16 protein-coding genes are annotated in these 19,857 nt (G+C 72.6%); 12 read left to right on the top strand and 4 right to left on the bottom strand.

Features of this window, described 5'->3' with window-relative positions:
* Positions 1-21: 21 nt before the first annotated feature.
* Positions 22-1,263: a glycosyltransferase gene (locus OG896_RS05960; RefSeq protein ID WP_329363075.1), complete on the top strand. Its 1,242-nt coding sequence runs from the start codon at positions 22-24 to the stop codon at positions 1,261-1,263.
* A 71-nt stretch (positions 1,264-1,334) separates the two neighbouring features.
* A complete protein-coding gene (locus OG896_RS05955; RefSeq protein WP_329363073.1) occupies positions 1,335-2,528 on the top strand; it encodes an MFS transporter in 1,194 nt (397 codons plus the stop codon).
* A gap of 74 nt (positions 2,529-2,602) precedes the next feature.
* Here OG896_RS05955 and OG896_RS05950 read toward each other — a convergent pair whose 3' ends face one another.
* The 4 genes from OG896_RS05950 to OG896_RS05935 all read right to left on the bottom strand — a co-directional run bounded on the left by OG896_RS05950 (position 2,603) and on the right by OG896_RS05935 (position 7,798).
* A complete protein-coding gene (locus OG896_RS05950; RefSeq protein ID WP_329363071.1) occupies positions 2,603-4,603 on the bottom strand; it encodes a HEAT repeat domain-containing protein in 2,001 nt (666 codons plus the stop codon).
* Entirely contained in the window at positions 4,604-5,260 is a 657-nt protein-coding gene (locus OG896_RS05945) for a DUF7019 family protein (protein WP_329363069.1), read from the bottom strand.
* Positions 5,261-5,983: 723 nt separating this feature from the next.
* On the bottom strand, positions 5,984-6,457 hold the full coding sequence (gene aroQ / locus OG896_RS05940) for a type II 3-dehydroquinate dehydratase (protein WP_329363067.1): 474 nt from the start codon (positions 6,455-6,457) through the stop codon (positions 5,984-5,986).
* A gap of 111 nt (positions 6,458-6,568) precedes the next feature.
* Positions 6,569-7,798, bottom strand: a complete 1,230-nt coding sequence (locus OG896_RS05935; protein ID WP_329363065.1) for an MFS transporter — start codon at positions 7,796-7,798, stop codon at positions 6,569-6,571.
* A gap of 297 nt (positions 7,799-8,095) precedes the next feature.
* On the opposite strand from OG896_RS05935, the gene OG896_RS05930 reads away from it, so the two are divergent.
* The 10 genes from OG896_RS05930 (at position 8,096) to OG896_RS05885 (ending at position 19,825) form a co-directional block, all read left to right on the top strand.
* A complete protein-coding gene (locus OG896_RS05930) occupies positions 8,096-8,911 on the top strand; it encodes a glucose 1-dehydrogenase (protein ID WP_329363063.1) in 816 nt (271 codons plus the stop codon).
* A gap of 47 nt (positions 8,912-8,958) precedes the next feature.
* Complete coding sequence (locus tag OG896_RS05925; protein WP_329363061.1) at positions 8,959-10,416, top strand: 3-isopropylmalate dehydratase large subunit; 1,458 nt, start codon at positions 8,959-8,961, stop codon at positions 10,414-10,416.
* A gap of 395 nt (positions 10,417-10,811) precedes the next feature.
* The gene (locus tag OG896_RS05920; RefSeq protein WP_329363059.1) at positions 10,812-11,435 is read left to right on the top strand and encodes a 3-isopropylmalate dehydratase small subunit; all 624 of its coding nucleotides are present in this window, start codon (positions 10,812-10,814) and stop codon (positions 11,433-11,435) included.
* On the top strand, positions 11,422-12,417 hold the full coding sequence (locus OG896_RS05915; protein ID WP_329363058.1) for an NAD(P)-dependent oxidoreductase: 996 nt from the start codon (positions 11,422-11,424) through the stop codon (positions 12,415-12,417). The genes OG896_RS05920 and OG896_RS05915 overlap by 14 nt, the downstream gene beginning before the upstream one ends.
* Before the next feature lie 36 nt (positions 12,418-12,453).
* Positions 12,454-13,518 carry a 2-hydroxyacid dehydrogenase gene (locus OG896_RS05910; RefSeq protein WP_329363056.1) on the top strand — a complete coding sequence of 355 codons (1,065 nt, stop codon included), beginning with the start codon at positions 12,454-12,456 and terminating at the stop codon, positions 13,516-13,518.
* An 86-nt stretch (positions 13,519-13,604) separates the two neighbouring features.
* Positions 13,605-15,089 carry an FAD-dependent oxidoreductase gene (locus OG896_RS05905; RefSeq protein ID WP_329363054.1) on the top strand — a complete coding sequence of 495 codons (1,485 nt, stop codon included), beginning with the start codon at positions 13,605-13,607 and terminating at the stop codon, positions 15,087-15,089.
* A gap of 146 nt (positions 15,090-15,235) precedes the next feature.
* Positions 15,236-16,936: a GH3 auxin-responsive promoter family protein gene (locus OG896_RS05900; protein ID WP_329363052.1), complete on the top strand. Its 1,701-nt coding sequence runs from the start codon at positions 15,236-15,238 to the stop codon at positions 16,934-16,936.
* 71 nt (positions 16,937-17,007) lie between these two features.
* On the top strand, positions 17,008-17,895 hold the full coding sequence (locus tag OG896_RS05895) for an alpha/beta hydrolase (protein WP_329363050.1): 888 nt from the start codon (positions 17,008-17,010) through the stop codon (positions 17,893-17,895).
* Positions 17,892-19,076, top strand: a complete 1,185-nt coding sequence (locus OG896_RS05890) for an enolase C-terminal domain-like protein (protein ID WP_329363048.1) — start codon at positions 17,892-17,894, stop codon at positions 19,074-19,076. The genes OG896_RS05895 and OG896_RS05890 overlap by 4 nt, the downstream gene beginning before the upstream one ends.
* Entirely contained in the window at positions 19,073-19,825 is a 753-nt protein-coding gene (locus OG896_RS05885; RefSeq protein WP_329363046.1) for an SDR family NAD(P)-dependent oxidoreductase, read from the top strand. The genes OG896_RS05890 and OG896_RS05885 overlap by 4 nt, the downstream gene beginning before the upstream one ends.
* The last annotated feature ends 32 nt before the right edge of the window (positions 19,826-19,857 follow it).

Here is a 19,857-nt window from a genome sequence, read left to right as displayed (position 1 = left end):
GCCGAGAGGAAGGCACACGAAATGCCGGTTCTCTACTCGTACCTGAACCTGAGCAACGGTTCGAATCTCCTGGCGGACAGCGGGTTCGTGTTCCAGGAGTCGCTGCTGCGCGGCCTGCGGGACCTCGGATGGGAGACGGTCCTGATCGGGCCGCCCGGCGTGCGAGCGGTCACCTCGTCGCGTGCCGTCGAAGTGGAGATGCCCGATTCGAAGTACGCCGTCCGGTACAGCTTTCCGTGGTCCCACCTGGAGAACGCGCTCGCCTCGTGCGGTTCCACGCCGGACGCACTGCTCGTGAACCAGCCGGAGTTGGCCGTCCCGCTGTCCGCTCTGATCGCCGAGCAGTCGGGCCGTAAGGTTCCCACCGGGGTCTACTACCACTACCTGCCCATCGAGTCGGTCGACGCCTCCGGCGACGTTCACTTCGACCCCAGCCTGAACGCCAACGGCCTCGCCGGCAGCATCTGGGCGCGCCAGGTCGAGGCGGCGCACTTCGCCGACCTGCTGATGATCGGCAGCGAGTGGGGGAGACGGCTGTTCCTGTCGGCGGCCCCCGGCTCGGAGGCGCTGGCGGACAAGCTCGCCGTGGTGCCCCCGCCGACGACCGTACGCGGTACGGACGTTGAGGTGGTGCCCGCGACGACCGTACGCGGTACGGACCCGCGGGCCGGCACCGGTGACTCGCCGCCGATCCCCACCTTCCTCTACAACCACCGGCTCTACGCCCACTACGGCACCACGGAACTCTTCGACTGGTTCGAGGAGCTGGCCGAGATCTCGCCGACCCCGTTCCGCGTGGTGGTCACCAACCCGACCGGGCGACGGTCGGCACGCCGGCGGAAGCTGGACAGCAGCGTGGACGCCGTGCTGGCGCGGATCTCGCAACTGCCCTTCGTGAGCACGGTGGACGCGCCGACCCGGTCCGCGTACGAGGCGGTCATCGCGCGCACCGACATAGGTGTCGCGCCGCTGCGCGCCGGTGCGCTGTGGAGCATGGCCGTGGTCGACGTCATGGCGTCCGGGCGCCCGGTGCTCGGCGTCCGGCGCGGCGCCATCCCCGAAATCATCGGTGACGACGACCTGTTGTTCGCCGACCGGGCTCAATTCCTCGACCGGGCACTGAAGTTGATCGCGGACTCGGCGTACGCCGTACGCAAGGGAGCCGCGGCCGAACGACGATCCCGCCGGTGGGCCCCGGAGCAGATCGCGGAACGGGTGTCGGACCTGTTCACCCGGGTCGACCGACCGCTGGCGGTCAGGTGAGGGGATCGGCGGCGTCGCCCCGCACTGCCGGCCGCAGGGACGCCCCGGCGGCGCGCCCTTCCCGTCATCTGGTGCGGGCCCGTGTCGCCGTCTCGCTGGTGTTCGGGTACTTCGGTGTCGTCGTGGGCACGTGGACCAGCAGGCTGCCGACCCTCAAGAACCGGCTCGGGCTGACCGACACCCAACTCGGCACCGCACTGGTCTGTTTCGCCGCCGGGTCGGTGCTGGGAATGCTGCTGCTGGCCCGGGTGATCGACGCCCTGGGACCGGCACGGGCGCTGGGCACCCTCGCGTTGACCCAGGCGATCGCCCTCGTGCTGGCCGCCATGGCCCCGAACCTGCCGGCGCTCTGCTGCGTCCTCGCCTTCTTCGGCGCCGTCCAGGGCACCTTGAACGTGACGATGAACTCCGCCGCGGTGGATGTCCAACGGGCCTACCACCGGCGGATGATGTCGTCCTTCCATGCCCTGTTCAGCGTCGGCGGGCTGGCAGGGGCGGCGAGCGGGGGCCTGGCCGCGGGTGCGGGGATCTCCGTCCGGCACCATTTCCTGGCGGTGCTCTGCGTGGCGGCCGTGCCCGCGGTGCTGGCGCACGCGTGGCGGCTGCCCGGGGGCCCCGGCACCGCGGACGTGGACGTGGACGCTGACATCGACGTGGACGCGGACGTGGACGCGGACGTCCGGTCGGCTCGTGCGCACGTCACAGCGAGGGGCACGAGCCTGCGGCTCGCGACCGTCCTGCTGGGGCTCTTCGCCATGTTCGCCATGGTCGCCGAGGGCGCCGTCGGCGACTGGAGCAGCGTCTACCTGCACGAGAACCTCGGTGCCGGCGTCGCGTTCGCGAGCTCCGCCTTCGTGGTGTTCTCGATCGCGATGTTCATCTCGCGAGTGGCGGGCGACCGCGTGGTCACCTCCCTGGGCACCCGGCGGTTCCTCCAGTACAGCGCGGTCCTCGGGGCGGTCAGCCTCGGTGCCGGGGTGCTGTCGACCGCGCCATGGCTCGCGGTGGCCGGCTTCGCGGGACTCGGCCTGGGCCTCGCCGGGCTCACCCCGCAGATCTACACGATCGCCGGCGACGTGGCCCACGGCAGCGCCGGTCGTGCGCTCTCGCTCATCGTCGGCATGGGCTACATCGGTTTCCTGGTCGGCCCGGCGCTCATCGGCTTCGTCAGCGGCGCGACCAGCCTCCGCGTCGCCCTGCTCCTGCCGTCCCTCCTCATACTGATCATCCCGGCGCTGGTGCCCGCACTGCGCCTCTCGGACTGACACGCCAACGGGGGCGGGAAGCGGCGGAAGTATCCGGCGGCTCGGGAAAGGGGCGCAATCCCCACGGCGGGGGCCTAGAGGGTGGAGTCCCGGAGGCGGCGGGTTGCGAGGGTGGTGAGGCTCTTACGGGCCTCGTCCCAAGAGTGCTGGGCGGTGAAGAAGCTCTGGCTCTCGAAGTAGGCGACCACCGATTCGACGGCCAAGTCGTCATCGATGCGGGCCAGTGCCCCCACCACGTCGACATGCCTGGGCATCCGGGCGGGCCCGTTGCCGTCGAGAAACCGGAGCAGGGGCCCCAGCCGCTCCGGTTCCGGCCGGTCGGCGAGCGCGTCGACCGCTGCGGCGCGGGCCGCGGCTTCGAACGGTCCGGTCGCCACACGTCCGAGCGCGGTGACGGCCTCGGCTCCCGCGCAGCGGCTGAGCGCCTGGACCAGTTCCCGCTGTGCGGGCGCCCGTTGTCCGGGTGCGCGTTCGACCAGGGCGGTCAGCTCCCGCACGGCGGGGGTGCCGATACGGCCCAGCGCGCTGAGCGCCGCGCACGCGATGTCGGCGTCGGGGTCGCCCGCGAGGTGGCCGAGCAGTCGGACGGCCTCGTCGGTGGGGAATCCGCCCAGCGCTTCGGCGGCCCGCAGCCGTACCGCTTCGGAGGGGGCGCGGGCCGCCGCGGACACCGCGGTCAGCGATTCCGGTACCCCGATCCTGCCCAGTGCCCGTACGGCGCGGGCCTGGAGACCGGGGGCTTCCGCCGGGTCGGTGAGTATCGCGCCGAGGGGTTCGGCTGCGGGCCGGTGGCCGAGCAGGCCCAGGGCGTCGGTGGCGGCGGCGCGCAGCGGGCGCGGTCCCGCCCGGTCCAGGGCGGCCAGCAGGAGTGGCGCGGCGGCCGTGCTTCGGGCAAGTCCGAGAGCCACAGCCGCTCCTCGCCGCCGGACGGGGTCGCCGCTGCCGGCGAGCAGTTCCAGCAGCCGCTGTTCGGGCGGGGCCGGGAGGCGGGCGAGTACGTCGGCGGCAGAGTCGGCGATCCGGTCGTGGCCCAGGGCATCCAGGAGGGCGGCGGTCGCGGCCTGCCCGCCGAGCGAGCCCAGGGCCTCGGCCGCGGCCTGCCGCAGCGGGCGGGGCTCCTCGCGGGCGAGCAGCAGCCTGCTCAACAGCGGGCCGACTTCCGCGGCGTCGAAGAGGTCCGGCTTCTCGCGGATGACGGCGCACGCCATCATGCACGCGGTCTCGGACGGCAGCGACTCGGGCACCGCACGGTCGTGGGCGCTGTGCGGGTGGCGCAGGCGGCTGACGAGCGTCTGCCGGCCGTCTTCCGTGCGGGAATGCAGTACCGCGGCGAGCCAGACCGTCTCGCGGTCGGGGTCCTGGGTGAGGCGCCACAGCAAGGCGCTGATCCCGAGATTGTTGCGGGTCGTGGCCCACGGCACGTCGGGGAGGTCGACAAGCGCTTGGAGCGCCGCCCGGCGGAGTTCGCGCGTGGAGCCGGTGGAGGAGGCGAGGTAGAGCATGGCCGGCCCGGTGCGTGCGTCGCGGAACGAGCCGAGCGCCCGTACGGCCTGGACGGGGTAGCCGGGCAGCATGTTCCACAGGAGGGCCAGCAGGGGTACGACGGCCTCAGGGTCGCGCAGTTCGTGCACGAGGTCGATGTCCGCGCTGTCCGGAGCCCCGGCCAGCCGGGCCAGGAGCAGGTCGGTGCCCTCGGGCGCTCCGATGGCGAGCAGGGTTCGTATGACCGCCGTCTCCAGCCGGTAGGTGAGGTAGTCCGGGATCATGGTGCCCGGGTCCAGCAGCGGCAGCAGCAGCGGGACGGCGCGGTGCTCCCGCAGCCGGCCGAGCCCGCGTACGGCCTCCAGCAGCGGCCAGAGCTGTTCGTCGTCGTAGCTTTCGACGCGGCAGCGTCTGCCGTGCCGGCGCACGCACATCAAGAGGGCGTTCGCCGCGTCCAGGCCGCCCATGTCGGAGAGCAGGGCGGCGGCTTGGGCAGCCGGTGTGGCCTCCCGGCCCAGCGCGATCCGGGCGAGGCCGTCGACGTCGCCGACGAGACGTAGCCTGGCCGGGCTGCTCGGGGGAGCGCCGCGCACTCAGGCTTCCTGGATCTCGTCGGACATGGCCACGTAGAGCGGGGTCGCGACGACCACGTCCCGCTCGCGGCCGTCAGGACCGGTGGCCCTGCCGCGCAGCAGTTGCCGGGCCAGGAACTCGCACCAGGTGGCGGGTCCGGTCGCGTGCTGGGCGAAGGCGATGACGTCGCGCAGCGTCCCGTCGGAGTCGAGGGCTTCGGTGTCCGGCGTTTCGCGGCCGGCCCGGGATTCCTCAAGCAGTGCGTGCAGCGCGGGGAGCCAGGAGTGGCCCACCCGTCCCAGTTCGGCGGGCGGCTCCTCGCGGCCCACGAGGTGGTGCGAGGAGCCGATCAGCGCGACCACGATGTCCTCGTCCACGCAGGTCATGAGGACCGGGCTGCCCGGCATGCCGGTCACCGCGGTCCGCAGTCCCGACTCGCCGCGGAACCATCGGGCGGGCTCGGTCATCCAGCCGATGTCGTACTCGCGGTCCAGGTGCGTCTCGACCACGCTGAGGCGGTCGTAGAGCGTGGGTTCCTCGCGCGGCTGCCGCACCGAGACGCTGAGCACTTTCAGGTCGGCGCGGGCCTCGGTGACCAGCTGGGGAAGCAGTTTCCGCGGGATCTGTCCGAAGAGCATGTCGACCTTGGCACGGGACACGTAGAGGTAGTAGCGCATCTCGGTCCTGCCCCTTCGTCAGCCGTCAAACGGACTATATACAGGGCGGGTTGGGTGCATCCTGCGAATGCTGACGCTGCTCGACGCCGTCGTCGCCCCGGGCGCCGCGGCCGTGGCCCGGCGCCGCGGAGGCGGTACTCGACGAGGCCGGCCCGGTCGACGGTGGAGGGTGCGGCGCGGGGCCGCGTCGACGGTCGGGCCGGACAGACCGCGAACCCGAGCGGGGCGGATCGGCCGCTCGGCTCCGCGGTCCCGGCCGGTCGCGTCCGTCTGACCGAACCCAGCGGCCACCCCACGGTCCGCAGCGGAGCAGGCGTCGGCCGTCCCGGCGCGGACGGCCGGCGCCGGCCGGGACGACGTGTCGGCGCCGGCGGCTGCGGCGAAGCGGCTGGTGGCGGCGGGGGAGGAGGGTGAGGTCCGGATGCCGCGGCCGGTCTGCCGTCGCCTCCTCACCCACCTGACGGGCCGTTCCCCGGCGACCTCGGATTCCCCGGCGCCCGCGGCGGACACCGCCGCTTCCGCCCCGGGCCGTCACCGCAACCACCGCGAACCGCGGGCCCCACCGCCCGGGGTGGCGGATGGGTTGGGGCTTGGGGCTTGGGGCCCTTCGCACGTCGTGCCCGTCCGGTCGGGTGCCGGCGCGGCCGACGCGGGAGGAGGAGCGGCCCTCCTGCCAGCGCTGTGCCGGGTGCCGCGCACCGGTGAACCTTGCCGGTCGCGGCACTACCGGACGGCGGGGTCCTGCTTCTGTGCGATGCGGTGCAGCACCGCGCGCAGCGCCAGCTCGTAACCGAACGCGCCGCAGCCGCAGATGACCCCCTGCGCGGCCGGTGAGGTGACGCTGGTCTGCCGGAACGCCTCCCGGGCGAGGATGTTGGAGATGTGCACCTCGACCACCGGGGTGCTGATCACGTCCACGACATCGCGCAGCGCGTAGCTGTAGTGCGACAGGGGGCCGGGATTCAGGACCACGCCGTCGTAGGCCGTACGGCTGTCCTGGAGAAGGGTGACGATCTCCCCTTCGGAGTTGCGCTGGTCGCAGGTGACCGAGACGCCCAACTCCTCGCCGAGTGCGGTGACTTGATGCTCGATCTCCTTGAGCGTCGTCCGCCCGTAGAGGGACGGGTCGCGCTCGGCGAGGAGGTTGAGGTTGGGGCCGTTCAGCACCAGGATGCGGAGACCAGAGGGATCACTCACAGGAGTTCCTTTCCGACGTCACGTTGCTCGACGAGGCCGAAACTTGACGGATACCGATGGTGCGGGGGAGTTGGAGGAGTTGGAGGAGTCGGGGGAGTCGGGGGAGCGCGGTCAGGCGCCCGCGCGGGCCGGCTGCTCGGGGCCGGTACGGACCAGGGGGAGGGCCACCGCGGCGAGGAGCGCGGTCGCTCCGGCGGCCACGAAGGACGCGGACGGCGAGGAGTTGTAGATCGGCAGCCAGCACAGCGGGGCGATGGCCGATCCGCTGTAGCGGAAGGCCGAGACCGCCGAGAGGGAGCCGCTGCGGTTGCCGGGGACCGCCCGGACGGTGAGGTTCTGGAGCGCCACGGTGACCATGGACGCGCTCACGCCGGCCCCCAGCCAGGCGAGCGCCAGGGTGACGCCGGAGCCGGTGATGCCGCACAGCGTGACGAAGACCGCGCTGACCACGGCCGCGACGGTCCCGCAGAGCTTGGCGCCGTAGCGGTCGGTGAGCGAGCCCCACGAGGCGCCGAGGAGCAGGCCGGCGAGGCCGAAGCCGAGGACGACCACACCGGTGACGCCCGAGCCCAGGCCCAAGTGCTCCTCGGCGTAGACCGAGACCAGGAACGGCAGCGCCGAGGCGCCCATGTAGGAGGCGAAGGCCGCGGCCGACAGCCAGGCCATCCGCCGGCTGATCAGCGGTCGCCACGGCGGCGCCGACGCGCCGGGCCGGGGCTCGCCGGGGGGCGGGAAGAGGGCGAGCACGGCCGCGGCGACGGCGACGACGACGAAGCCCAGCCGCCAGGACGAGCCGGCCGCCAGGCCGCCGACCAGCGGCGCGAAGGACTGGCCGGCGGCGAGGCAGCTGGCGTAGATCCCGACCGAACGGCTCAGCCGCTCCTTCGGGACGATGTCCGCCAGCCCCGCCAGCAGCAGCGGGGAGGTGAAGGCGTTCGCCACGCCCAGCACCGCCCGCATGACCAGCAGGACGGAGAGGTTCGGTGCCAGGGCGCAGGCCACCGACCCCACCGCGTAGACCAGGTACGCGGTGCGTACGGTCCGCTTGCGGCCCCAGCGCTCGCCCAGTGTCCCTGAGACCAGTTGGGCGGCGGCGAAGGCGACGAAGTAGGTGGTGAGCGAGGTGGCCACCTCGCTCGTCGACGCGTGCAGCGAGAGGCCGATCTGCAACATCATCGGCGAGACGACGCCGCCGCCGAGCGGACCGAGGACGCCGCCGGCGTAGGCCATGGTCACGCGGAGCCGGTCGCCGCCCGGCGTGCTTGAGGGGATCTCTGCGGGCTCCGCCGTCCGGGGTGGCCTGGTGCCCGTGTACCCGCCCGCGATCGACTCGTCTGCCATCGGACAGTTCCTTCAGGTCGAGGGTCTCCACTGCGAATAATGAGACTAGCACCTCACCCAATGGACAGTCCTGAAAGCTGATCAGCTGACGGCGTTCCTTGACTTCGCGTCATGTTGCCACGAGATCAGGCCATTTGACGCGCCGAGGGGAGGCGCTTCGCCCGCCTTTGTCACGGCGGCGCCCGGATTTCTTCTCTTGCCGTGCAAGAATCGATTCCCGTACGGTGGACAGCACTCCGCCGCTGGCGTCGGGGGGCAAGTCCCCGGGCACGACCGCAGGCTCTGATGGGAGTAGTTGTGGCACCCTCCACCTCGATCGTCGAATCACCCTCGGAAGACCAGGCGTTGAGCGACGCGTTCGGGCTCAGCGGCAAGGTGGTGCTCGTCACCGGCGCGAGCAGCGGCATCGGACGCGCGGCAGCGGTCGCGTTCTCGCGGGCCGGGGCGCACGTCGTCGTCGCGGGCCGCCGCGCCGACCAGTTGGAGGAGACCCGCCTCCTGCTGCCGCACCCGGACGACGCCCTCGCCGTCCGCACCGACGTCGCGCGGGAGGACGAGGTCGCCGATCTGGTCGAGCAGACCGTCGGCCGCTTCGGCGGCCTCGACGCGGCGTTCAACAACGCCGGCACCTTCGGCCGGTTCGGTCCGCTGCACGAGGACGACGAGGAGAACTTCGACCTCGTCGTCGGCACCAATCTGCACGGCCTGTGGAGCTGCATGAAGCACCAGGTGGCCCGGATGCTGGCGTCGGGCGGCGGCTCCATCGTCAACTGCGCCTCGGTGGCAGGGCACCTGGGCCACGCCAAGAGCCCGCTGTACTCGGCGACCAAGCACGCGGTGATCGGCCTGAGCAAGTCCGCCGCGCTGCAGTACGCCGCTTCCGGGGTCCGGGTCAACGTGGTGAGCCCGGGGTCCACCGACACCGAACTCCTGCGCTCCCTCTACGCGGACGCCGGCGCGCTCGCCACCCGCAGCAGCCGGGCCCCCCTCAAGCGGCTCGGAGCGCCCGAAGAGGTGGCCAACGCCGCCCTCTGGCTGGCCAGTCCGCTGAGCAGCTACGTCACCGGCCAGACCGTACTGGTCGACGGCGGCGTCACCGCCGGCCACTCCTGATCTTCCACCACCACAGTCCACGCCCTTGCACAAGGAGAAGAACGACCATGACCTCGACTCTGTACGACAAGGTCTTCGACCTGCATGTGGTGCGTGAACTGGGTGAGGACCAGTACCAGCTGTTCATCGGCCTGCACCTGATCCACGAGGCCACCAGCCCGCAGGCGTTCTCGATGCTGGCCGAGCGCGGGATGAAGGTGGCCTACCCGGAGCGGAACGTGGCCACCGTCGACCACGTCATCCCCACCGACGACGTCGCCCGCCCCTTCGCCGACCCGCTGAGCGAGGCGATGATCAGCGCGCTGGAGGCGAACACCTCCTCCGCCGGGCTGCGCTTCCTGTCGCCCGAGCGCCGGGAGAACGGCATCGTGCACGTCGTCGGCCCCGAACGCGGTCTGACGCAGCCCGGGTTGACGATCGTGTGCGGCGACTCGCACACCGCCACACACGGTGCCTTCGGCGCCCTGGCCTTCGGTATCGGCACCTCCCAGGTGCGCGACGTGCTCGGCACCCAGACCGTGGTCACCAAGCGGCTCAAGGTGCGGCGCATCGAGATCACCGGCGCGCTGGCCCCCGGCATCACCGCCAAGGACGTCATCCTCCACGTCATCCACCACCTCGGCTCCAAGGCCGGCGTCGGCTACGCGTACGAGTTCGGCGGCCCCGTGGTCGACGCCATGTCCATGGACGAGCGCATGACCGTGTGCAACATGGTGGTGGAGGGCGGCGCGCTCGTCGGCTACTGCAACCCCGACGAGACGACCTTCGCCTACCTCGAGGGCCGGCCCAGCGCGCCGCAGGGCGAGGACTGGGACCGCGCGGTCGCCTGGTGGCGCTCGCTGCGGTCGGACGACGACGCCGTGTACGACGACAAGGTCGTCTTCGACGGCGCCGCCATCGGCCACATGATCACCTGGGGCGTCAACCTCGCGCAGTCGGTCCCGGTCGACGGACTGGTGCCGGAGCGGGCCTCCGGCGACGAGGAGGCGGCCCTGGCGGACGCCCGCGCGTTCATGGGGGTCGAACCGGGCCAACCGGTCGCCGGCATCCGCATCGACGTGGCCTTCCTCGGCTCCTGCACGAACGGGCGGCTCTCGGACTTCGAGGCGGTGGCCGAGGAGTTGGTGCGCACCGGCGCCAAGGTGGCCGAGGGGGTACGGGCCCTGGCCGTCCCCGGCTCCCACGAGGTGCGGGCCCAGATGGTGGAGCGAGGGCTGGACGTGGTGTTCGAACGGGCCGGCTTCGAGTTCCGGCAGCCGGGCTGCTCCATGTGCATCGCGATGAACCAGGACCGGCTCGCGGACGGGGAGACGGCGGCCTCGTCCTCCAACCGGAACTTCAAGGGGCGGCAGGGGGCGGCGACCGGCCGGACCCTGATCATGTCGCCGCTGGCGGTCGCCGCGGCAGCGGTGCGCGGCGCGGTCGCCGACCCGCGCGAGGTGTTCGGCCTCGCCGACGGGTCTCGACTGGTCCCGGCCGGTCCCGACTCAGCTCGACCGGTCTGACCGGTCTGACCGAATCCGGCCGACCGGCCGCCGGAGCGATCCAACCGGCCGGCCGGGGCGTTCAACCGGCCGGCCAGAGAATGCGACCGGGCCCGACCGGCCCGACCGGGCCCGACCGGCTCGCAAGGCCTGCGTGACCCCTGAACGGCTTGCACGGCTCGCGTAGCCCGACCGGCCTGCGTGACCCGTACGACTTGCACGGCTCGCGTGACCCGCACGACCCGCACAGCCCGCACGGCCTGCGTGACCTGCACGGCCCGCGTGACCCGCACAGCTCGCGCGGCTCGCGTAGCCCGACCGTCCCGCGGGACCCGCACGGCCCCGCCGGGCCGACGCATCGGGCTCCCGCGCCGCGTGACCCGCCCGCCACACCGAAAATCCGAGAAAGGCACTCCATGGCGATCCCCGTTCAACCCCTGGTCTCCGTGCGCGGCACAGCCATCGCGCTGCACGGCGACGACATCGACACCGACCGGATCATCCCCGCCAGGTACCTGAAGTCGCTCACCTTTGACGCGCTCGGCGACCACGTCTTCGAGGGCGACCGCCGCATCGCCACCGCGGCGGGCGGGGCGCACCCGTTCGACGCGCCCGAGCACGCCACCGCGTCCGTCCTGCTGACCGCGGAGAACTTCGGCTGCGGCTCGTCGCGCGAGCACGCCCCGCAGGCGCTCCACCGCTGGGGCATCCGGGCGATCGCCGGAGTGAGCTTCGGCGAGATCTTCAGCGGCAACTCGGCGACCATCGGCCTGCCGTGCGTGCTGCTGACGCCCGTCGACGCCGCCGCGGCGCGGGCCGCGGTGGACGCGGACCCGGCCCTCGAAGTCGTCGTCGACCTGGAGCGGAGCGAGTTGCGGGCCGGCTCCCTGCGCTGGCCGGTGACCATCAACGAGTCGCAGCGCCGGCGCTTCGTGGCCGGGAACTGGGACACCCTGACCACCCTGTCAGAAGCCGGCGCAGCCATCTCCGAGGTTGCCCAGCGCCTTCCGTACCTGCACAACTGGCATGTCGCGGCCTGAGCGCACAGCGGCCGGGCCGACGAGGGCGGGCGCGGCGGCGGGCACGCTCGTCATGCCCGCCTGCCACGGCTACCCCGGCCTCGCCGACCTGGTGCGGCGCTCCCACCCCGACGCGGGCTTGCGGATCGAGGTGCACCCGGGCGCGCCCGGGTCACCCGCGGCGTGGGCGGACCGTATCCGCGGCGCCGACAGCGTCCTGCACTTCTTCGACTCGGGCGCAGTGGACACCGAGGCGCTGGTGGCCGAGCGGCCCCGCCGGGTCGTGATCGCCGGGCCGGCCGCCGGCGTGGTGGACACGGCGGCGATGCGCGCGGCCGGCGTCGAGGTCTACGACACGCCGGGCCTGGCGGCCGATACGGTCGCCGAGTTCACGCTCACCGTGATGCTCGCGCTGGCCCACCGCCTGCCGTCGGCGGTCGGTGCGCCGGGCGACTGGCGCTCCGTGGCCGGCCGGGATCTGGCCGGGCGCACCCTCGGCATCGTCGGCTGGGGCCGGATCGGCGCCCGGCTGGCCCGGCTGGCCCAGGCCATCGGCATGGACGTGGCGGCGTGGTCGCCGTCGCTGGGGGAGGAGGCCGCGCGCGCCGTCGGCGTCCGGCGCCGCGAACTCGACACGCTGCTGGCCGAGTCGGAGGTCGTCAGCCTGCACCTGCGGGCGGTACCCGAGACCCGCGGCATTCTCGACGCGCGCAGGCTGGCGCTGCTGCGGCCCGACGCCCTGCTGGTGAACACCGCCCGCGCCGCCCTGCTGGACATGGCAGAACTGCGCCGCCGGCTGCGGGCGGACCTGCTGGGCGGTGCGGCCCTGGACGTCCTGGACGTGGAGCCGCTGCCGGCGCGGGACCCGTTGGCCGCGCACCCGCGGGTGCTGGTCACGCCGCACATGGCCTGGATGACCGACGACGCGGTCGGGCGTTTCCTGGCCGCGGCCGCGGCGTTCGGCATGGACAACGACAACCGGTCGGTCCGGCGCGTCACATGAAGGGGCCGGGCCGCCGCACCACCACGGGGAGGGACGATGACCACCACGCCGCGGGTTCCGGAGATATTCGTCGGCGACGACCACGTGCTCGGTGACGTACTCGCGCAGGTGGCGGAGCACTTCGAGCGGGCGGGGGTGCGGGTCGTTCGAGGGCCCGCGGAGCCCGCGCCGGCCAGGACCGACTACCCGCCGCACCAGTGGCCGCGCTACTTCGCCCGGGCGGCCGTGGCCGTGATCAGCTCGCGGACGCTGATCGGACCGGAGTTGATGGGCTGGGCGGAGAACCTGCGGGGCGTGGTCTTCGCCTCCAGCAGCACCGCGTCCTGCGACCTGAACGCGGCCACCGCCCACGGCGTCCTGGTCGCCAACGGGGCCACCCCGCAGAACATGGAGAGCATGGCCGAGTCCACGGTCATGCTGATGTCCGCCCTCATGCTCGAACTCCCCGCCAAACAAGCCCAGTTGGCGCGCTCCTTGGCCAGGCCCGCACCCTACGAGCAGACCGGCCGGATGCTGGCCGGCTCCACGGTCGGCCTGTTGGGCTACGGGCGGATCGCCCGCGAGGTGGTCGCCCGGCTGCGCGGCTGGCGGGTCGGCCGGATACTGGTCGCCACCCGGCGTCCCGAGCACTACGCGGGCACCGAGGACGCCGCGGACGTCGAGTTCACCGACGTCGACACCCTGCTGGGCCGGAGCGACGTGGTCAGCCTTCACCTGCCGCTGACCGCCACCACCCGCGGCCTGATCGGCGCCGACGAGCTCGCCCGGATGAAGCCCGGCGCCGTCCTGCTCAACACCGCGCGCGGCGGGCTGGTCGACGAGGCGGCGCTCGCCCGCGCCCTCACCTCCGGCCGGCTGCGCGGCGCGGCGATCGACACCTTCGCGGTGGAACCGGTGCCCGCGGACCACCCGCTGCGCCGGCTCGACAACGTCATCCTCACCGAGCACATCGTGGGGCACACCCGAGAGCTCTTCGACTCGCTGGCCCCCACCGCGATCCGCAACGTCACCGCCCTGCTCGACGGGCGGCCGCCGCAGTACCTGGCCAACCCGGGCGTCCTGCGGAGACCTTCGCGCATCGGGCAGCCCTCGCGCGCCTGACCGCGGACCGCCGGACCGGCGGATCAGCGGATCGGTCGAGCGCACGCAATCGCATCGCACCAGACTCACCAGTCAGGAGAGCACACATGCGGATGGCAGAGCAGCAGTCCTTCGACGTGGAGACCGACGTCGTCGTCATCGGTTACGGCTACGCGGGAGCCGCCACCGCCATCACCGCCCACGACGCCGGGGCCGAGGTGGTGATCCTGGAGAAGATGGCCCAGCCCGGCGGCAACTCCCGTGTCAGCGGCGGCAACTGCGTGATCCCCCGGGACAGCGACGAGGCCGTGCGGGGCTTCACCGACTACCTCGACCGGCTCTGCTTCGGGACGACCCCGCGCCCGGTGCTCGAAGCGCTGGTCACCGAGGCGCGCTCGCTGGTCAAATGGGCCGCCGACCTCGGCGGCGACCTGCACATCCCCGAGCAGCTCATCGTCTCCGGCACCTACCCGCGCACCATCAAGGGCCCCGGCTTCCCCAAGGTGCCCGGCGGCAGCGGGAACTTCGACAAGTACTGCATCCGCGGCGACGCCGACGTCCCGCCGTCCCTGCGGCTGTGGAACCTGCTGTCCCGCAACGTGGCCGAGCGGTCGGTCCAGGTCCGGCTGGGCACCGCGGCGCGCGACCTGCTCACCGACGCGTCGGGCGGGGTGGTCGGCGTCGTGGCGACGGCCGGCGGCCGGCAGATCACGATCGGGGCCCGCAAGGGCGTCGTGCTGACCTGCGGCGGCTTCGAGAACGACCCGGAACTGAAATGGGACTACGCGCCGCCCAAGCCGCTGAAGTTCGCCGGGAACCCCGGCAACACCGGGGACGGTATACGTATGGCGCAACGCGTCGGCGCCGACCTGTGGCACATGACCCGCACCTCCACCATCGTCGGTTTTCAGGCACCGGAGTTCGAGGCGGCGTTCGGCATCTTCTTCCCGTCCGACGGATTTATCTACACCGACCGGGCCGGGAACCGCTACGTCGACGAGACCGGAATCGAGCTGCACGAGTTCTACCGGGTGTTCTCCCACTTCGACGCCGAGAACGTGGAGTTCCCGCGGATACCGAGTTGGGCGATTTTCAACGAGCAGACCCGGCTGGCCGGGCCGCTCACCTGGAACACGAGCGGCTACAACCGCGACCTGTACCGCTGGAGCCCCGACAACGCGGCGGAGGTCGAGCGCGGCTGGATCGTCGAGGCCGGCTCGGTGGAGGAGCTGGCCGAACGGCTCGACATGGACGCGTCAGTGGTCACCGCCACTCTCACCCGCTACAACGCGGCCTGTGCCGACGGGCAGGACACCGAGTTCGGCCGCTCGGCGGCCACCCTGAAGCCGCTGGCGCCCCCGTTCTACGCGATCCCGCTGCACCCGGTGGTCCTCAACACCCAGGGCGGCGCCAGGCGGGACGAGCAGGGGCGGGTCATCGGCACCGACGGGAACCCGATTCCGCGGCTGTTCTCGGCCGGAGAATTCGGCTCGGTGTGGGGATACCTTTACCAGGGGGCGAGCAACATCACCGAATGCCTGGTTTTCGGCCGCATCGCCGGCGCCAATGCGGCGTCCACGGTGAACGTCTGAAGGCCGCCGCGAGCGCTCGGTTGCGGGCACGTTAAAACCGCAACAACGCCTGACGGTTTCCCTTTTCGTTCGCACGGATATGCGACATGATTGAAGCCGGAGAAATGAGATCCATTTCTCCGGCTTCATCATCCGAGGGAAGTAGAATGAATCTTCATACATCCTCTCCCGCGCTGCCGAAACTCCATGGCGGCGGCGACTTCTTCGCCCGCACGCAAAGCGCGCTCAGCTGGCAGCGAGCGCTGTGCCTCAACCCCGGGCAGGTGGCGGACGACGTACTCCAGGACCTGCTCGACCAGGCCAGGAGCACCGCTTTCGGCCGCCAGCACCACCTGGGCTCCGTCGCCACCTCCGCGCAGTGGAAGCGGGCCCTGCCGATCCGCAACTACGAGGGCTTCCGCCCCTACGTGGAACGCCAGTTGGCGGGCGAGCCGCAGGTCCTCACCCGCAGCGCGCCCTACGCATTCCTCAAGACGTCCGGCTCCTCCGGGCTGCCCAAGTACGTTCCCAGCACCCGGCACTGGCGCGACCACTACCGCGGCCGCGGCCTCTATGCCCAGTGGGGGCTCTACTTCGAGAAGGTCGGCCGGCCGCGCCCGTTCAGCTCCGGCCTGCTCGACCTGTCCTGGGAGCGCGCTCCCGTCGCCGTCGAGCACCAGGGCTTCCCCGTCTACAGCATCTCCCGCCGGCCCGGCGCGGTCGGAGCCGAGGACTGGGTGCCGCCGTGGTACGACACCCCCTGGTTCACCGGTGACGACGACGAGGAGTACGGCGACAGCCTCTACCGCAAGCTGCGGCTGCTGGTGGGCGGCGACGTCCGGCTGCTGGTCACCCTCAACCCCTCCAAGATCGTCGGCCTGGCCGAGCAACTCGCCGCGCGCGGAACGGAACTCGTCCGGGACGTGCACGAGGGCACCGTGGCCGGACGCCCCTTCCAGGGCGCGTCCGCCGATCCCGAACTCGCCCGGCGCATCCAGCTGATGCTCGACCGCGGCGACGCGGGCCTGCGCCTCACCGACCTGTGGCCCAACCTCTCCCTGGTGGTGTGCTGGAACTCCGCCTCCGCCGGCCTGTACCGGGACTGGCTGGAGAACGTCACGCCCGGCATCCCGAAGCTGCCCTTCAGCACGACGGGCACCGAGGGCATCGTCACCCTCCCCGTCGACGACCACCCGTCGGCCGGCCCGCTCGCCGTCGACCAGGGGTGGTACGAGTTCGCCCCGTACGAGGACGGCGACGACGGCGGCCCGCTCGCGTCCGACGCCGAGACCCTGGACTTCCACGAGGTGGAGGTCGGCCGCTCCTACCGCCTGGTGATGAGCCAGGCCAACGGCCTCTACCGGTACGACATCGGGGACGTCTACAAGGTCGTCGGCAAGGTGGGCGCCGTGCCCCGGCTGGAGTTCTCCGGCCGGGCCGGCTTCGCCAGCTCGTTCACCGGCGAGAAGCTCACCGAGACCCACATCCACGACGCCCTGCGGCTGGCCTTCGCCCCCGCCTGGGGCGCGCTGCCCCTGTTCACCTGCATCCCCTCGTGGGGGACCCCGCCCGGATACGTCATCGCCGTGGAGTGGCCCGAGGGCCTGGGCGCCGTCGCCGAGGCCGAGCTCGCCGTCGGCGCCGAGCGCGCGCTGCAACGGCTCAACTCCGAGTACGCGGAGAAGCGCCGTACCGACCGGCTCACCCCGCTGCGGGTCCTGCCGCTCGTCGCCGGAAGCTTCGGCCTGATCGCCGAGGAGCAGCGCCGGCGCGGAGCCGCGGCCATGCAGATCAAGCACCACTGGATACAGCGCAACGACGCGCTGCTGGACATCGTCACCGAGATGGGCCTGACCGTCCGCCGGTGACCACCGCGCCGGGCCACCGGCCGCGGCACCCCAGCCCTTCTGCCATGAGAGGTCATCGCCTCGCCATGCCCATGGACCATGACGCAACGTTACCGGTCGCTCGCAGCACCGAGGAGTTCCCCGCTGCGGACGGCACCCCGCTCAGCCTCCACCGGTGGCTCCCGACCGACCGAGCCCCCGAAGCGGCCCTCTTCTACATCCACGGCCTGCAGAGCCACGCCGGCTGGCTCTTCGAGACCGGCGCCGAACTCGCCGGACGGGGGATCGCGGTCTACGCGCCGGACCGCCGCGGCTCCGGTGCCAGCGGCGGCCTGCGCGGCCACCTCCCCTCCGCCGCGAGCGTGCTGGACGACTACGCGGCGCTGTTCGACGCGGTCCGCGACCGCACGCCCGGGCTGCCGCTCACCGTCGTCGGCCAGAGCTTCGGCGGCAGCCTGCTCGCCGCGCTGCTGTCCACCACGCGCATCACCCCCGACGCCGCCGTGTTCTGCGCGCCTGCCCTCGGCCAGCAGCATGCCCGGCTCGGCAGGGACGGCATGGCGGAGCAGCTGAAGCTGGAGGGGACCTGCCGCACCCCGGTCGCCCTGTCCGACACCGACTACACCGACGACCCGCGCTACCTGGCGGTCATGGCCAACGACCATCTGATGCTCCGTCAGGTCAGCGACCGGTTCCGCTCGGTCATGGCCGAGCTCGAACTCGCCTACACCGCGGCCGGACCCTGGTGCCCGTTCGCGGTACGCGGCCCGGTGTACTTCGCCAGGCCCGAACGGGACGCGATCATCGACCTGGACGTGGCGCGCCGCGAACTCGCCCGCCTCCAGCCGGAGGCGGTCGAGGTGCACTTCGCCGCGGACACCCACTACCTGGAGTTCTCGGCGGTGCGCCGGCAACTGTGGGACTGGCTGGCCGACACGGCGGTGCTCCACACCGTCTGCCGGGAGAGGACCCAGGCGTGATCACCGACCTGGACGTCCGCATCGCACAGGTCCCGCTGCACCGCCCCTTCGCCCACGCCACCCACTCCCACAGCCGCACCCGGTCCGTCCTGCTCCACCTGCGCTGGGACGGTGTCCAGGGCTGGGGCGAGGGCGCACCCCGGCCCTACGTCACCGGCGAGACGCTGGTCAGCGCGCACACCGCGCTGACCGGTCTGGACACCGCGGTGCTGGACGTGCTGCTGTCCGGCCTCGACTTCGGCCCCGCCGTAGCGGTACTGGCCGACCTGGACCTGCCACGGCTGCTGGGCGGCCTGCGACGGGCACCGGCCGCGGCCGCCGCACTGGAGACCGCCCTGCTCGACGCGCTGTGCCGCCGGCACGGACTGCCCATGGAGGCCGTCATCGACGCCTGCCCCGGCGTCGACGGCGCCCTGGCCGAACGCCGGGTGCCCCCGCGGCCGGTCAGCCAGGTGGTGGACCTCAGCCGCTCACCCGCCGAGCAGTTCGGCGCCCTCGGCGCCTCGGCGCGCTCCCACCTCGCCCACGTCAAGCTCAAGGCGCTGGGCGACCCGGAGGAGACCGCCCGGCGGGCGGTCGAGGTGCGCAGGACCCTCGGCGACGAGGTGGGCCTGTCGGTCGACGCGAACGGCGCGTGGGACCCGCAGGACGCGCTCAAGGGCGCCGGCCTGCTGCGTGACCAGGCCCGGCCGGACTGGCTGGAGGAGCCCACCACCCCGCGGGACTGGGCGACGATGCGCCGTATCCAGGAACTCGGCGTCCCGGTCATGCTCGACGAGTCGGCCGTGGACCCGGTGGACGTCGACCTGGCCGCCGCCGCCGGCGCCGCGTCCCTGGTGAACGTGCGCGTCTCCAAATGCGGCGGGCTGCTGCCCGCGCTGCGCACCGCGGCGCGGGCGGCCGACCACGGCATGCGGGTCCAACTCGGCGTCCAGGTGGGCGAGGTGGGGCCGCTGTGGTCGGTCGGCCGGACCCTCGCCGCCCGGCTGTACGACCCGGTGACCGTCGAGGCCGGGCGCCAGGACGAGTGGTTCCCCACCCCGCTGACCGAGCCCGCCTTCGCCATCGACCGCGACCGGGGGCTGGCCCCGCCGGTCGCCGGCCACGGCCACGGCCTCGCCCCGTCCGCGGCCCTCACGCCGTACCTGCGCACCTCTCCGGAGAGGACGGAAGACCTGTGACCGCGACCCCGCGAACCGCCCTGGTCGTCGGAGCCGCGGGCGGCATCTGCGCGGAACTCTCCCGCGCCCTCGCCCGCCGCGGCGACCGGCTGGTGCTCCTCGACAGCGACGGCGCGGCCCTGAAGGAGCTGGCCGGCGAGGTCGCCGAGCTCACGGAGGTCCGCACCCTGAACGTGGACATCACGGACGTGCGCAGCACCGAGGAGCAGCTCGCCACCCTCAGCGGCGGCTGGGCGCCGCAGATCCTGGTCAACGGCGTGGGCGGCGACACCCGGGTGGCTCCGGTCACCGACCTCGACGAGGCGTTCCTGACCGAGTCGCTGGCCCGCAACGTCGTCCCGGTGCTCACCGCGATCCGGCTGTGTGTCCCCGCGATGCGGCGGGCCGGCTACGGCCGCGTCGTCAACTTCAGCTCCGCCGGCGGGCGTACGTACAGCCACTTCAGCAACGCCGCGTACGTGGCCGCGAAGGCGGCCGTCGTCGGGCTGACCAAGCAGGTCGCCTACGAACTCGCGCCGTTCCGGGTGACGGTGAACGCCGTCGCGCACGGCCCGATCGCCACCGAGCGGATCGCGACGGCGTGGGAGCGGCGCCCCGCGGCCGAGCGCGAGCAGGTCCTGTCCAAGATCCCGGTGGGGAGGCTCGGCACCGTCGCCGAGGCGGTGGGCAGCGTGCTCTACCTCTGCTCCGAGGAGGCCGGGTACACCACCGGCACCGTCATCGACGTCAACGGCGGACTGCTCATCTGACCGGCTCCCCTCACCAGGGGGGCGACACACCG

It is taken from the genome of Streptomyces sp. NBC_00669, from assembly GCF_036226785.1.
Taxonomy (GTDB): domain Bacteria; phylum Actinomycetota; class Actinomycetes; order Streptomycetales; family Streptomycetaceae; genus Actinacidiphila.
Note: the sequence above shows the minus strand (reverse complement) of the source record. Positions and strands in the feature narration are given on the sequence as shown.

Excerpts from the sequence above, each read along its gene's own strand:
- OG896_RS05905 (WP_329363054.1), top strand. The coding sequence starts at position 13,605 with ATGCGGATGGCAGAGCAGCAGTCCTTCGACGTGGAGACCGACGTCGTC.
- OG896_RS05900 (WP_329363052.1), top strand. The coding sequence starts at position 15,236 with ATGAATCTTCATACATCCTCTCCCGCGCTGCCGAAACTCCATGGCGGC.
- OG896_RS05945 (WP_329363069.1), bottom strand. The coding sequence starts at position 5,260 with ATGCGCTACTACCTCTACGTGTCCCGTGCCAAGGTCGACATGCTCTTC.
- OG896_RS05910 (WP_329363056.1), top strand. The coding sequence starts at position 12,454 with ATGACCACCACGCCGCGGGTTCCGGAGATATTCGTCGGCGACGACCAC.
- OG896_RS05915 (WP_329363058.1), top strand. The coding sequence starts at position 11,422 with ATGTCGCGGCCTGAGCGCACAGCGGCCGGGCCGACGAGGGCGGGCGCG.
- OG896_RS05895 (WP_329363050.1), top strand. The coding sequence starts at position 17,008 with ATGGACCATGACGCAACGTTACCGGTCGCTCGCAGCACCGAGGAGTTC.
- OG896_RS05960 (WP_329363075.1), top strand. The coding sequence starts at position 22 with ATGCCGGTTCTCTACTCGTACCTGAACCTGAGCAACGGTTCGAATCTC.
- OG896_RS05935 (WP_329363065.1), bottom strand. The coding sequence starts at position 7,798 with ATGGCAGACGAGTCGATCGCGGGCGGGTACACGGGCACCAGGCCACCC.
- OG896_RS05925 (WP_329363061.1), top strand. The coding sequence starts at position 8,959 with ATGACCTCGACTCTGTACGACAAGGTCTTCGACCTGCATGTGGTGCGT.
- OG896_RS05920 (WP_329363059.1), top strand. The coding sequence starts at position 10,812 with ATGGCGATCCCCGTTCAACCCCTGGTCTCCGTGCGCGGCACAGCCATC.